The 12,445-nt window shown below is 62.9% G+C and carries 12 protein-coding genes and 1 tRNA gene; 9 read left to right on the forward strand and 4 right to left on the reverse strand.

Going from position 1 to position 12,445, the window contains the following annotated elements; genetic code table 11:
- The first annotated feature begins 42 nt into the window (after positions 1 to 42).
- Together KEM63_RS01085 and KEM63_RS01090 are read left to right on the forward strand one after the other, a co-directional pair.
- Complete coding sequence (locus KEM63_RS01085; RefSeq protein ID WP_223654156.1) at positions 43 to 1,344, forward strand: S41 family peptidase; 1,302 nt, start codon at positions 43 to 45, stop codon at positions 1,342 to 1,344.
- On the forward strand, positions 1,341 to 2,288 hold the full coding sequence (locus KEM63_RS01090; protein ID WP_223654158.1) for a divergent polysaccharide deacetylase family protein: 948 nt from the start codon (positions 1,341 to 1,343) through the stop codon (positions 2,286 to 2,288). The genes KEM63_RS01085 and KEM63_RS01090 overlap by 4 nt, the downstream gene beginning before the upstream one ends.
- A 1-nt stretch (position 2,289) precedes the next feature.
- Here the strand turns inward: KEM63_RS01090 and hisF are convergent, their stop codons facing one another.
- The 4 genes from hisF to hisB all read right to left on the reverse strand — a co-directional run bounded on the left by hisF (position 2,290) and on the right by hisB (position 5,231).
- Positions 2,290 to 3,063: an imidazole glycerol phosphate synthase subunit HisF gene (gene hisF / locus KEM63_RS01095; RefSeq protein WP_223654160.1), complete on the reverse strand. Its 774-nt coding sequence runs from the start codon at positions 3,061 to 3,063 to the stop codon at positions 2,290 to 2,292.
- An 82-nt stretch (positions 3,064 to 3,145) separates the two neighbouring features.
- Positions 3,146 to 3,898 carry a 1-(5-phosphoribosyl)-5-[(5-phosphoribosylamino)methylideneamino]imidazole-4-carboxamide isomerase gene (gene hisA, locus KEM63_RS01100; protein ID WP_223654162.1) on the reverse strand — a complete coding sequence of 251 codons (753 nt, stop codon included), beginning with the start codon at positions 3,896 to 3,898 and terminating at the stop codon, positions 3,146 to 3,148.
- Positions 3,899 to 3,992: 94 nt separating this feature from the next.
- Positions 3,993 to 4,634: an imidazole glycerol phosphate synthase subunit HisH gene (gene hisH, locus KEM63_RS01105; RefSeq protein WP_223654164.1), complete on the reverse strand. Its 642-nt coding sequence runs from the start codon at positions 4,632 to 4,634 to the stop codon at positions 3,993 to 3,995.
- Between the two features lie 3 nt (positions 4,635 to 4,637).
- Positions 4,638 to 5,231, reverse strand: a complete 594-nt coding sequence (gene hisB / locus KEM63_RS01110; RefSeq protein WP_223654166.1) for an imidazoleglycerol-phosphate dehydratase HisB — start codon at positions 5,229 to 5,231, stop codon at positions 4,638 to 4,640.
- Positions 5,232 to 5,344: 113 nt separating this feature from the next.
- Here hisB and KEM63_RS01115 point away from each other — a divergent pair, with 113 nt between their 5' ends.
- The 7 genes from KEM63_RS01115 to KEM63_RS01145 all read left to right on the forward strand — a co-directional run bounded on the left by KEM63_RS01115 (position 5,345) and on the right by KEM63_RS01145 (position 12,300).
- Complete coding sequence (locus KEM63_RS01115) at positions 5,345 to 6,457, forward strand: NAD(P)/FAD-dependent oxidoreductase (RefSeq protein WP_223655914.1); 1,113 nt, start codon at positions 5,345 to 5,347, stop codon at positions 6,455 to 6,457.
- 53 nt (positions 6,458 to 6,510) lie between these two features.
- On the forward strand, positions 6,511 to 8,691 hold the full coding sequence (locus KEM63_RS01120; RefSeq protein ID WP_223654167.1) for an AsmA family protein: 2,181 nt from the start codon (positions 6,511 to 6,513) through the stop codon (positions 8,689 to 8,691).
- On the forward strand, positions 8,688 to 9,791 hold the full coding sequence (mutY, locus tag KEM63_RS01125) for an A/G-specific adenine glycosylase (protein ID WP_223654169.1): 1,104 nt from the start codon (positions 8,688 to 8,690) through the stop codon (positions 9,789 to 9,791). The genes KEM63_RS01120 and mutY overlap by 4 nt, the downstream gene beginning before the upstream one ends.
- Positions 9,760 to 10,032 carry an oxidative damage protection protein gene (locus KEM63_RS01130; RefSeq protein WP_223654171.1) on the forward strand — a complete coding sequence of 91 codons (273 nt, stop codon included), beginning with the start codon at positions 9,760 to 9,762 and terminating at the stop codon, positions 10,030 to 10,032. Before mutY ends, KEM63_RS01130 begins: the two co-directional genes overlap by 32 nt.
- An 86-nt stretch (positions 10,033 to 10,118) precedes the next feature.
- A tRNA-Phe gene (locus KEM63_RS01135) sits at positions 10,119 to 10,194 on the forward strand.
- A gap of 251 nt (positions 10,195 to 10,445) precedes the next feature.
- Entirely contained in the window at positions 10,446 to 11,921 is a 1,476-nt protein-coding gene (locus KEM63_RS01140; protein ID WP_223654173.1) for an RAD55 family ATPase, read from the forward strand.
- The gene (locus KEM63_RS01145) at positions 11,914 to 12,300 is read left to right on the forward strand and encodes a response regulator (RefSeq protein ID WP_223654176.1); all 387 of its coding nucleotides are present in this window, start codon (positions 11,914 to 11,916) and stop codon (positions 12,298 to 12,300) included. Before KEM63_RS01140 ends, KEM63_RS01145 begins: the two co-directional genes overlap by 8 nt.
- Positions 12,301 to 12,445: the final 145 nt, after the last annotated feature.

Consider the following 12,445-nt stretch of genomic DNA (forward strand, 5'->3'; position numbering starts at 1 on the left):
CGAACCGCGTGGTTTGTCGATCAAGTCCAGTTGGAGAGTTAGATGACAGCAGCTCGTACCCTGTTGGCTTCGTGCCTGAGCCTGGCGCTGGTCTCTGTTCCCGTCGGTGCGCAGGAGTCCGCAGCTGTGCAGGCGGCTCCGGAACAGGCGGCGCCGGCGCCGCTCCCGCTGGACGAGCTGCGCACCTTTGCCGAAGTCATGGAGCGCATCCGCTCGGCCTATGTCGAACCAGTGGATGACGCGACGCTGCTGGACAATGCCATCCGCGGCATGCTGGAAGGGCTTGACCCGCATTCGGACTATCTCGACCCGGAAGATTTCAAGGGCCTGCAGGACAGTACCAGCGGGCAGTTCGGCGGTCTGGGCATCGAAATAGGACAGGATGAGGGCGGATTGCGGGTTATCGCCCCGATCGACGATACGCCGGCGGCGCGGGCCGGGATCGAGCCGGGCGACCTGATCATGATGATCGACGATCAGCCGGTGAAGGGCATGAGCCTGGTCGAAGCGGTGGAGAAGATGCGCGGCCCGGCGGGCTCGAGCGTTACGTTGACCATCGTGCGTGGCGACGGCGGCCCGTTCGAGGTTGAGCTCGAACGGGCCATCGTCAAGGTCAAGAGCGTGCGCACCGAGGCGCTGGAACCTGGCTATGCGTACTTGCGCATCACCCAGTTCCAGACCAATACCGGCGACGAGGTTCGCCGCACGCTGCAGCGGCTCGCCAGCGAAGAAACGCTCAAGGGCATAGTGCTCGACCTGCGCAACAATCCGGGCGGCGTTCTTCAGGCTGCAGTGGAGGTGACCGATGCCTTCATCACCGAAGGATTGATCGTCTATACGCGGGGTCGCCTGCCGAATTCCGAAATGCGCTTCAACGCGACGAGTAATGCGCCGGCGGGTGACGTTCCGCTGGTCGTGCTGATCAACGGCGGCTCTGCCTCGGCCTCGGAGATCGTCGCCGGCGCGTTGCAGGACCATGGCCGCGCGATAGTGATGGGCACTGACAGCTTCGGCAAGGGTTCGGTGCAGACCGTGCTGCCGCTCAACAATGATCGTGCGCTCAAGCTCACCACCGCCCTGTATTACACACCCAATGGCCGGTCGATTCAGGCCCAGGGCATCGTTCCGGATATTCGTGTCGAGCGAGCCAAGGTGACTGTAGATCCCGAGCAGACGGCGGCCTACCGCGAAGCGGATCTGGCGCGCCATCTGAACAACGCCAACGGTGAAGAACGGCCGACCGTTCGTACGCCGATGACCGAACGCAGCGAAAACGACAGCGATTATCAGCTCAACCAGGCGCTCAATCTGCTCAAGGGTCTGAACATTTCACGCAAGCAATGAGGCGCTGTGGGCTCCTGCTGCTGGCGCTGTGGCTGGCAGGATGCGATACGTCGCAGGCGCCTTCGCAGCACGAGCGCGACAGCCCCGAAGCTGCGCCGTCATCAAGGCGCGAGGCTGCGGAGCCTGAGCGCGATCGCGTGCGCAGCGAGTGGATGGTCATCGAGCATGCCGGATGGAGACGCGAGTCTGCTGTAACGGTGCCTCCCGAGGCGCCGGCCGTCGCCGCACAGGCGTCTCCGGTTGCCGGTCCACCAGCACTGGCGATCATCATCGACGACGTAGGCCATGGCTATGCCGTCGGCCACCGTCTGATCACTCTGCCGTTCCCCCTTGCGCTTGCCATCCTGCCGTTCACGCCGTCGGGCCAGCGGCTGGCAACCGAGGCCGCCGAAGCCGGCCATACTGTCATGCTGCATCTGCCGATGGAAAATCTGGCAGGATCGTCGCCCGGCCCGGGCGGGCTGCATGCAGCCATGTCGCCAACGGAATTCCGGCAGACCCTGGACGCGGCGCTCGATAACCTCCCTGCCGTCCGCGGCGTCAATAATCACATGGGCAGTCTGCTCACCACCTTGCGGCCGCAGATGGACTGGGTGATGCAGGAGCTGGCCGAGCGAGGCCTGTTTTTCGTCGACAGTCGAACCCAGGCAGCCACCCAGGCCGCGTTCGCAGCACAGGCTCGCGGACTGCCAAATCTGTCGCGGGACGTCTTTCTGGACAACGTACGTACCCCGCAGGCCATGGAGGCGGCACTGCAGGTTGCGCTCGAGAAGGCTCGGCAACAGGGCTATGCGGTGATCATTGCGCATCCCTATCCGGAGACGCTGATGTTTCTGGAGTCGAGGATTGCCCAGGTCCCGCAGCGAGACGGCGTACAGTTGGTGCCGCTGGAAAGCCTGCTGGGGCGCCCGCCTGCGTTACCGCACGCGGACAACCGGCGGTAGGCTAGAGACGCATCTCGATGCCGCGCTCGGCCATATAGATCTTGGCTTCGCCAACGGTAAATTCACCGAAATGAAAGATGCTGGCGGCGAGCACGGCGTCGGCGCCGCCTTCGATCACGCCATCGGCCAGATGCTGCAGGTTGCCGACGCCCCCGGAGGCGATCACCGGGATGTGCAGGGCATCGCTGATGGCGCGGGTCACGCCGAGATCGTAACCGCTCTTGACCCCATCCTGATCCATGCTGGTCAGCAGGATCTCGCCAGCGCCGAGCATCTGCATCTTGCGCGCCCACTGCACGGCGTCCAGTCCGGTCGGCTTGCGCCCGCCGTGGGTGAAGATTTCCCAGCGGCCCGGTTCGCCCGGAGCGGAGACGCGCTTGGCATCGATCGCCACGACGATGCACTGCGAGCCGAACCGGTCCGCAGCCTCGCCGACGAACTCGGGATTGAACACCGCGGCGGTATTGATCGACACCTTGTCGGCGCCAGCATTGAGCAGGTTGCGGATATCGCTGACGGTGCGTACGCCGCCGCCGACGGTCAGCGGAATGAATACCTCGCTGGCCATGCGCTCGACGGTATGCAGCGTGGTGTCACGCTCCTGGTGGCTCGCGGTGATGTCGAGAAAAGTGATCTCGTCCGCGCCCTGCTCGTTGTAGCGGCGAGCGATTTCCACCGGGTCCCCGGCATCGCGGATGTTCTCGAACTTGACGCCCTTCACCACGCGGCCATTGTCCACGTCGAGGCAGGGGATGATTCGTTTTGCCAGAGGCATGGGGCTTTCTCCGAAAGCAGCTGCAAGCGTCAAGCTTCAAGCTGCAAGTAAAAACCAGAAACCTGCACGGACAGCTTGCCGCTTACAGCTTGTTGCTTGCCGCTGCTGCTTGGTCGCAGTGCGCCTGCGCCTCGGCCACGTCGAGCGTGCCTTCGTAAATTGCGCGGCCGGTAATGGCTCCGACGATGCCCGGTGCACGTGCGTCGAGCAGAGCCTGGATGTCGCCCAGATTATGAATGCCGCCGGAGGCGATGACCGGGATCGACGTGGCGTTGGCCAGTGCAGCAGTGGCTTCGACATTGCACCCCTGCATCATCCCGTCCTTGGCTATATCGGTGTAGACGATCGCCGAGACGCCGTCGGCTTCGAAACGTCTGGCCAGATCGATCACCTGGACGCTGCTGACCTCGGCCCAGCCATCGGTGGCAACGAAGCCGTCCTTGGCGTCCAGGCCGACGATGACCTTGCCGGGGAACGCGCGGCAGGCCTCGCCGACGAATTCGGGCTGCTTGACCGCCTTGGTGCCGATGATCACGTAGCTCACTCCGGCACGGACGTAGTGCTCGATGGTCTCCAGCGAGCGAATACCGCCACCGATCTGGATCGGCAGCTCCGGATAGGCGCGGGCAATCGCAGTGACCACCTCGCCATTGACCGGCTGACCTTCGAAGGCACCGTTGAGATCGACCAGATGCAGCCTGCGGCAGCCGGCCTCTACCCACTTCGCTGCCATGGCCACCGGGTCGTCGGAAAATACGGTCGCATCGTCCATCAAGCCCTGACGCAAGCGTACACAGGCGCCGTCCTTGAGATCGATAGCTGGAATAATGAGCATCACTTTTTCCTTGGGAAAAAGAGCTTCAAGCTTTTAGCTGAAAGCTTCAAGCGGTGGGCTTGCAGCTTGCGGCTTGGAGCTTGGAGCTCGAGTGTTACCAGCGTCCATCCCAGGCCAGAAAGTTCTGCAGCAGTTGCAGGCCATTGGTGTGGCTTTTCTCGGGATGGAACTGGGTCGCGAAGACAAAATCATCGGCCAGCGCCGCAGCGAAATCGACGCCGTAATGACACAGGCCGGCCAGGTGGCTGTGCTTGCTGGCAGCAGCGTAATAACTGTGCACGAAGTAGAAGCGCGCGTCCTGGTCGATGCGGTGCCAGAGCGGATGGTCGATGGTCTGTTTGACCTGGTCCCAGCCCATGTGCGGCACCTTCAGGCGCTCGTCACCGTCACGCAGGTCATCGCCGAAGTACCGCACGTCGCCGGGGAACAGGCCCAGCGCATCGACGCCGCCATTCTCTTCACTGCTTTCCAGCAGCATCTGCATGCCGACGCAGATACCGAGCAGCGGCTTCTCGCCGGCGATCTGCTGGACCACGCGATCCAGGCCCAGCTTGCGCAGTTCGCTGACGCAGTCGCGTATGGCGCCCACTCCAGGCAGGATAACCCGCTCGGCCGCGAGAATGACCTCGGGATCGCTGGTGACCGCAACGGCCTGTGCGCCAACATGCTCCAGCGCCTTGGCGACGGAGTGCAGATTGCCCATGCCGTAGTCGATTACCGCAACATTGCTAGCCATGCGTTACAGAGAACCTTTCGTCGAAGGCATCATGCCGGTCATCCGCGGGTCCAGCTCCACGGCCATGCGCAGTGCCCGGCCGAATGCCTTGAACACGGTTTCGATCTGGTGGTGGGTGTTCACGCCACGCAGATTGTCGATGTGCAGCGTAACCTGTGCATGGTTGACGAAGCCCTGGAAGAACTCCATGAACAAATCGACGTCGAAGCCACCGACGGAGGCGCGGGTGAAGTCGACATGCATGTGCAGGCCCGGGCGACCGGAGAAGTCGATCACCACGCGAGACAGCGCTTCGTCCAGCGGCACATAGGCGTGGCCGTAGCGGCGGGTGCCCTTCTTGTCGCCGATAGCCTTCGCAAAGGCCTGGCCGAGCGTGATGCCGACGTCCTCCACCGTATGGTGGTCATCGATGTGCAGGTCGCCACGGCAACGGATGTTCATGTCGATCAGCCCGTGACGGGCAATCTGGTCCAGCATGTGCTCGAGAAACGGGACGCCGATGTCGAAGTCGGCCTGGCCGGTACCGTCAAGGTTGATGTCGACCTTGACCTGGGTTTCCAGCGTGTTGCGCTCGACGCTTGCCTTGCGCTCCGCCATGGCAGTTCTCCAAGAGTGTTGGCAATCAAGGGCGAGCATTATACGGGCTGCGTGCACCCGTGGGCTACATTGGATGATTGGGATTGTTGATGAGCGCGATTGGCAGGGAAGTGATGATGGATTGTGACGTGTTGGTGGTAGGGGCCGGGGTAGTCGGGCTGGCCTGCGCGCAGCGGCTGGCGGCCGACGGGCGGGAGGTCATGGTGCTGGAGCAGGAGGACTGGCCTGGTCAGCATGCATCGAGTCGCAACAGCGAGGTGATACACGCCGGGATCTATTACGCGCCGGGTTCGCTCAAGGCCGAGCTCTGCCGGCGCGGACGGGACCAGCTGTACCGTTGGTGCGAAGCGCGGCAGGTGCCGCACCGTCGCATCGGCAAGGTACTGGTTGCGGTCGAGGAGAACGAGCTTCCGGCGCTTCAGGCGTTGCATGACAACGCGCTGGCCAACGAGGTCCGGCTCGACTGGCTGGACGCCGCACAGGTGCACGCCCTGGAGCCGCAAGTTCGTGCGGTAGCCGGATTGTTGTCGCCGATAACCGGGATCATCGACAGTCATGCGCTGATGCAGTCCTATGAAGCGGCATTGCAGGAGCGCGGCGGACAGGTGGTGTGTCGGGTTCGCGTGGAGCGCATTGAGCCGATCGCTGGCGGTTACCGCGTGCACGGCAGCAGCGGCAGGGAGACATTTGCGCTCCACACCCGTGCGTTACTCAACGCCGGTGGGTTGTTCGCCACTACGCTGGCCTCTCGGATCGAAGGATATCCGGCGGTACGAATCCCGCAGATGCACTACTGCAAGGGCAGTTATTTCTCCTACAGCGGGCGCTCCCCATTCTCCCATCTTGTCTACCCCATGCCGGAAGCCAACACTTCCGGGTTGGGTGTGCACGCGACCCTCGATCTGGGCGGGCAGCTGCGTTTCGGCCCGGATGTCTGCTATCAGAGCGATCTCGACTATCAGGTCGATCTGGGCATGGCCGAACGCTTCGCCTCGGCGGTGCAGCGGTACTGGCCGGCCTGCGATCCGCTGCGACTGGTACCGGGCTATGCAGGCATTCGCGCCAAGCTGAGCGGTCCGGGGCAGCCGGCGATGGATTTCCTCATCGAGGGGCCGGCCGAACACGGGTTACCCGGACTGATCAGTCTGTACGGCATCGAATCGCCCGGTCTGACCGCCAGCCTGGCGATTGCCGACGAGGTAGCCAACCGGCTGGACAATCTCTAAGGTAAGTGGATTCGGGCGGACGCCCGTACTGGCTGCAAAGAATAGGAGCGCTCATGAAAGCCGCCAAGATCATCGGTCTGGTTCTGCTGACTCTGTTGGTACTGGTCGTCATCGGATTGTTCGTCGTCACCCGGTTGTTCGATCCGAATGACTATAAAGAGCAGATTCAGCAGGCTGCGCGCGACAAGGCCAATGTCGAGCTGACGCTCGGCGGCGATATAGGCTGGTCGCTGTTTCCCTGGCTGGGTATCGAGCTGGAAAATGTCACCGTCGCGCCGTTACAGCAGCCCGATCAGCCGCTGGCCGAGGTTGGGTCGATGGGGCTCGGTGTCGAGGTTCTGCCGTTGCTGCGCCGCCAGCTGCGCATGAGCGATGTGATTCTCGACAGCGTGACACTCAGCTTGGTGCGGGATGCCGAGGGCAACGGCAACTGGGAGACCATCGGTCCTCAGGAGCCGATCGAGGAGCCGCTGCCGTCGGGAGACCAGCCGCGCACCGAACAGCCTGATCAGGAGTTTGACCTGGCCGTTGAAAGCATCCGGGTGACCAACGCAGCAGTGAGCTATGTGGATCGCCAGTCTGGACGCACCATCACGCTCGAAGATCTGAATCTGAGCACCGGCGCGCTCATCGAGGGCCGCCCTGTCGAGGTCGAGTTGCTGGGACTGGTGGTACTGGACCAGCCCCTTATGCGTATACGCGTCGATCTGGACGCCATCGCTCTGTTCGATCTGGAGAAGCAGCGGTATCAGCTCGACGCCATTGACCTGAATCTCGATGCCAGCGGTGATCCGTTCGATGGGCGCGCCGTGTCGTTGCGCCTGCAGGGCAACGGTCAGCTCGATCAGGCCGCACAGACGGCCGCCTTGGAGGAGATACGCCTGTCGCTGGCGGACTTGCGAGCCACCGGTCAGTTGTCGGCCACCGATCTGGACGGGGACCTGCGTCTTGCCGGGTCGCTGAATGTCGCCGAATTCAATGCCCGGGAATTGCTCGCTTCGATCGGGCAGGATGTCTCCAGCACTTCTGACCCGCGTGCGCTGGAAAAGGTGGCGATGACTGCCCGGCTCGATGGTTCAGCGAACAGTCTGATGCTGGAAGACCTGCAGCTGACGATTGACGATGCGACGCTGGCAGGTCGCGCGGGTCTGGCGGACTTCGAAAAGCAGGCCGTGCGCTTCGACCTGTCGGGAGAGCGGCTTGATCTGGACCGCTTCCTCGCCGCCGAAGAGCCGGTCGAGGGCGCCGAGCCGGTCACGCCTGCGCCGGCTCCCGGACGTGGTGAGGGCGGCACTCGCTCGTCGGCCCCGCCTCTGGAATGGAGTGATGAGCCGCTCCTTCCGCTGGATACGCTCGCCACGCTCGACGCGGACGGCAAGCTGACCGTGCAGCAGCTCATTGTAACCGGGCAGACCTTCGAGTCCTTCATCGCCAGCGTGCAGGCGGCCGATGGCCGGGTGCGCTTGCGCCAGCTGGAGGGCGGTGTTTTCGGTGGCCGCTTCACGGCCAGCGGAGAGATTGACACGCGCGCCACGCCGGTGCGCGTACAGGTCACCAAGCAGCTTCGCGACATGGACTCGCAGGCGATCCAGGAAGCCTACGAAGTGCCACTGCAGTTTCGTGGCGCGCTTGATATGGATGTCGACGTCACCGCGCGGGGCAACAGCATGGCGCGCTGGATGAACACCCTTGGCGGCAGTGCCCGCTTCGATGTCAGCGACGGCGCTCTGCTGGGCGTGAATCTCGAACAGCAGGCGTGTCAGGCCATCGCGCTGGCCAACCGTAAGTCACTGAGCCAGCCCCGCGGTGAAGAGAACACTCCGTTCGATCGTCTGCGCGGCAGCTTCAGGATCAACGACGGCACCGTGACCACCAATGATCTGATCGTTGCGGTACCCGGAATTCAGGCCAGCGGCCGCGGCAGGCTCGAGCTGCCGGTGCAACGCATGGACTTCCGACTCGGGCTGCTGATCGAGGGCGACAAGAGCGAGATGCCGGACCCTGCCTGCCAGGTCAATGAACGCTATCGAGACATCCAGTGGCCGGTGCGCTGCCAGGGCTTCCTGCACAATGCCGCGAAGAGCTGCGGCGTGGATACCGACGAAGTGGCGAAGATCGCCGGTCGGCTGCTCGGCAACGAGGCGCGGCGCAAGGTCGAGGAGCGGGTGGAAGAAAAGCTCGGCGATCAGGCACCGGAAATTCGCGATGCCATCCGCGGGTTGCTTGGCAGGTGAGCCCGGGCGACTTTTCCAGCGCAGTGCTGGACTGGTTCGATCGTCATGGTCGCAAGGACCTGCCCTGGCAGGAGAACATGACGCCCTACCGCGTCTGGGTGTCCGAGATCATGCTGCAGCAGACCCAGGTGGCCACGGTCATTCCTTATTACCAGCGCTTCATGCAGGCACTGCCGACTGTCGAGGCGCTGGCCGAGGCGTCGGCGGACGAGGTATTGCACCTGTGGACGGGGCTTGGCTACTACAGTCGGGCTCGCAATCTGCACAAGACGGCGAAACTGGTGGTCGATCAGCATGACGGTGAATTTCCTCGCAGCGCCGCCGAACTTGCCGAGTTGCCCGGCATCGGCGAGTCCACCGCAGGGGCGATCGCCAGCCTGAGCATGGGCCAGCGTGCGCCGATCCTGGACGGTAACGTCAAGCGGGTGCTTGCCCGCTTCAAGGCCGTGAGCGGCTGGCCCGGCGAACGGTCGGTACAGCTGCGGTTGTGGGAACTCGCCGAGCTTTACACCCCGCAAGCGCGGGTGGCCGATTACACGCAGGCAATGATGGATCTCGGCGCTACCCTTTGTACCCGCAGCAAGCCCAGCTGCCTGTTGTGCCCGCTGCAGGCGGCCTGTCAGGCTCGGCTGCAGGGTACACCTGCGGCCTACCCGCAGGCGCGGCCGCGGAAAATCATGCCTGTGCGAGCATGTCTGATGCCACTGGTGGTCGATGGTCAGGGCGCCGTATGGTTGGAACGCCGCCCCGATAGCGGGCTGTGGGGCGGGCTCTGGTGTCCGCCGCAGCTCGATGCCGACGCGGACCTGGATGAATGGCTCGCCGGGAACAGCCTGGCTGCGCGGGACGTCCAGCCACTCGACCCGCTGCGCCACACCTTCAGCCACTTTCACCTGGATATTCACCCGTTGCTGGTGCGAGTGGAGCCCGGCGATGCCGTGGCCGAGACCGGACAGGTCTGGTATAACCTGCGCCAACCCACGCGCCTCGGGCTCGCGGCGCCAGTAAAGGTGCTGCTGGAGCGCGCGCAACGCCATATCCAGCCAGTTTCAGATTCGGAGGTAACCCATGTCCCGCACGGTGATGTGTCGCAAGTATAAGCAGGAACTGCCCGGTCTCGATCGTCCGCCGTACCCTGGGCCAAAGGGACAGGCGATATACAACGACGTCTCGAAAAAGGCCTGGGACGAATGGCAGGCCCACCAGACCATGCTTATCAACGAGCGGCGCCTGAACATGATGGATCCCGCAGATCGCAAGTTCATTCAGCAGGAAATGGACAAGTTCCTCTCCGGCGAGGAATACGCCCAGGCCGAAGGCTATGTGCCGCCGAGCGAGTGATCGCTTGGTAACCGGCTGAAAAATGGAAAATATTTGGCCCGGATGCTTGACAGTCAAAGTCCAGAATCGTTTAATGGCGCCCCGTTGCCCAGGTAGCTCAGTCGGTAGAGCAGAGGATTGAAAATCCTCGTGTCGGCGGTTCGATTCCGTCCCTGGGCACCATATTCGATACATCAAAGGCTCGCCGTCAGGCGGGCCTTTTTTGTTTCCGGTTCAGCCGGTCGGTCGGGGATTGATCGGTAGCGTGACCCGGAAGGTCGTGCCGTCAAGCTCTCTGCTGCTCACCTCGACGTCGCCGCCAGGGCGTGGATATATCGTCAGCTTAGCAAGGCTTGGATTCGAGCATTGGTGCCGTGTTCAGTCATTGCGTGCGTGCTAGTATGCAGCCACAGCTCGACGAGGCGAGAACCGCAGTGACTCACGAACATACCGACCAGGGCGATCCGGTGCGCCTGAAAACAGGCGTCCCCGGTCTGGACACCGTGCTCTGCGGCGGACTGTTGCCGCGGGGGGTCTACATCATTCAAGGTGGACCCGGGGAAGGCAAGACCATCCTGGCCAATCAGTTCTGTTACAGCCGCGCCGCGCAAGGTGAACGTTCGCTGTATGTGACTCTGCTTGCGGAAACGCATCATCGCCTGCTGCGCCATCTGCGCAACATGGAATTCATGGCCGATCACCAGCGCTCCGAGGCCGTGGTCTACGAGAGCGCCTTCGATACACTGCGCAATCAGGGTCTGGAAGGCGTGCTGCGCTTTCTCATGCGCAATGCCAAGAATCGCAAGGCCTCGGTTATCGTGCTGGACGGGCTGTTCGCTCTGGAGGAAACCACCGAGTCCGAACGGACCTTCCGCGAGTTCATAAATGATGTCGCCGCCTTCGCGGACATGAGCGGTTGTACCGTGCTGCTGTTGACCAACAGTGACCGCAGCGGTGGCAGCCCCGAATTCACCATGGTCGACGGCTGGATTGAACTGGGCAGCGAGGAAGAGGGTAGCCGCAGCTACCGCTACCTCAAGGTGCGCAAGTTTCGCGGAAGCGGTTTCGTATCCGGTCGGCACGTCGCGGAAATCAGCAACGAAGGCTTTCACGTGTATCCGCGACTCGAAGCGGTTCATGGACATGAGCCGGCGATTGCCATGCGCGAGGTCCGTGTGCCCTCGGGCGTCGGTGGCCTTGACGAGCTGCTCGACGGCGGTTTGCCCTATTCATCGACCACGATAGTGTTGGGGCCGAGCGGGGTGGGCAAGACGACCACCGGGCTCGGCTTCATCTGCCAGAGCACGGCAGACGAGCCTGGTCTCATTTTCGGTTTCTACGAAGATGAAGGACGCCTCCGGCGTCGCGCCGAGAGTCTCGGGCTGGGGTTGCCGGCATTGCTGGACTCCGGGGTGGTGGAGCTCATGCACTATCCGCCCACTGAGGCGTTGATGGACAAGCTGGCAGAACTGCTTCTCGCTGCGGTCGACCGCCGCGGCGTACAGCGCCTGTTTCTCGACGGTCTCGACGGCTTCAGGCAGTCAACCGTGTCGCCGGAGCGGTTGAGCCGGTTTTTCACTGCCCTGACCTCCGCACTGCGTGCCCGCGGCGTTACCACGCTGCTGACTTCGGCCATCCCTGAGATCATCGGCGGAAGTAGTGCCATCACGGCTGCGTCCGTCTCGGCGGTAGCGGAGAATATCGTCCTGTTGCGCTATGCCGAACTGGAATCGACGCTGCATCGCACCATCGGCATCATAAAAATGCGCGAGAGCGGTTTTTCGCCTCATTTGTATGAACTCTGCCTCGGGCAGGAGGGCGTGTCGATTGGTGAGAGGCTGACGCACACCGAAGGAGTGGTGCTCGGACGGGCGCATCGTCGCCTACCCGCGGACGGTCAAGATGCCTGAACTTGACGCGAATGCGCAGAGCCCCTTGATCCTTCTGGTGGAGGATGAGCGAGCTTTGCGCAAAGTGATGGAGCTGGTTCTGCAGGGCGAGGGGTACGAAGTAATGACCGCCAACAACGGTCGTGAAGCGCTTGCCATGCTCGAACAGGCGCCGCCCAGTCTGATCATTTCCGATTACGTGATGCCGGAAATGGATGGCGCCGAACTGGTGCGCCGGGTCCGCAGCGATGCGCGGCTTGCCGAAATTCCGATACTGCTCATGAGCTCGGCGTTTCCCGAGAATATGCCCGAGCGCGAATTGGTGGACATGAGCATCGCCAAGGGCGGTTCGCTGGACCAACTGCTCGGCGCCATCGTCTCGCTCATCAAGCGCGCGTGATCGACGCTCCAGCCGGCGGCATCAAATGCCGGTTGGCGCTATGTCTTCCTCCTCTTCCAACGCCGCCGCTGCGTTCCCTGAAGGCTATCCTTGCACCGATTCTGAGCGTGCGGCCGATCAGCTTGGGCTATACCGGGCACTGAAG

Source organism: Halopseudomonas nanhaiensis (genome assembly GCF_020025155.1).
GTDB lineage: Bacteria > Pseudomonadota > Gammaproteobacteria > Pseudomonadales > Pseudomonadaceae > Halopseudomonas > Halopseudomonas nanhaiensis.

Coding starts and splice junctions, on each gene's coding strand:
- hisA (WP_223654162.1), bottom strand. CDS start 3,898: ATGCTCATTATTCCAGCTATCGATCTCAAGGACGGCGCCTGTGTACGC.
- KEM63_RS01115 (WP_223655914.1), top strand. CDS start 5,345: ATGATGGATTGTGACGTGTTGGTGGTAGGGGCCGGGGTAGTCGGGCTG.
- KEM63_RS01090 (WP_223654158.1), top strand. CDS start 1,341: ATGAGGCGCTGTGGGCTCCTGCTGCTGGCGCTGTGGCTGGCAGGATGC.
- KEM63_RS01120 (WP_223654167.1), top strand. CDS start 6,511: ATGAAAGCCGCCAAGATCATCGGTCTGGTTCTGCTGACTCTGTTGGTA.
- hisB (WP_223654166.1), bottom strand. CDS start 5,231: ATGGCGGAGCGCAAGGCAAGCGTCGAGCGCAACACGCTGGAAACCCAG.
- KEM63_RS01130 (WP_223654171.1), top strand. CDS start 9,760: ATGTCCCGCACGGTGATGTGTCGCAAGTATAAGCAGGAACTGCCCGGT.
- hisF (WP_223654160.1), bottom strand. CDS start 3,063: ATGCCTCTGGCAAAACGAATCATCCCCTGCCTCGACGTGGACAATGGC.
- KEM63_RS01085 (WP_223654156.1), top strand. CDS start 43: ATGACAGCAGCTCGTACCCTGTTGGCTTCGTGCCTGAGCCTGGCGCTG.
- hisH (WP_223654164.1), bottom strand. CDS start 4,634: ATGGCTAGCAATGTTGCGGTAATCGACTACGGCATGGGCAATCTGCAC.
- KEM63_RS01145 (WP_223654176.1), top strand. CDS start 11,914: ATGCCTGAACTTGACGCGAATGCGCAGAGCCCCTTGATCCTTCTGGTG.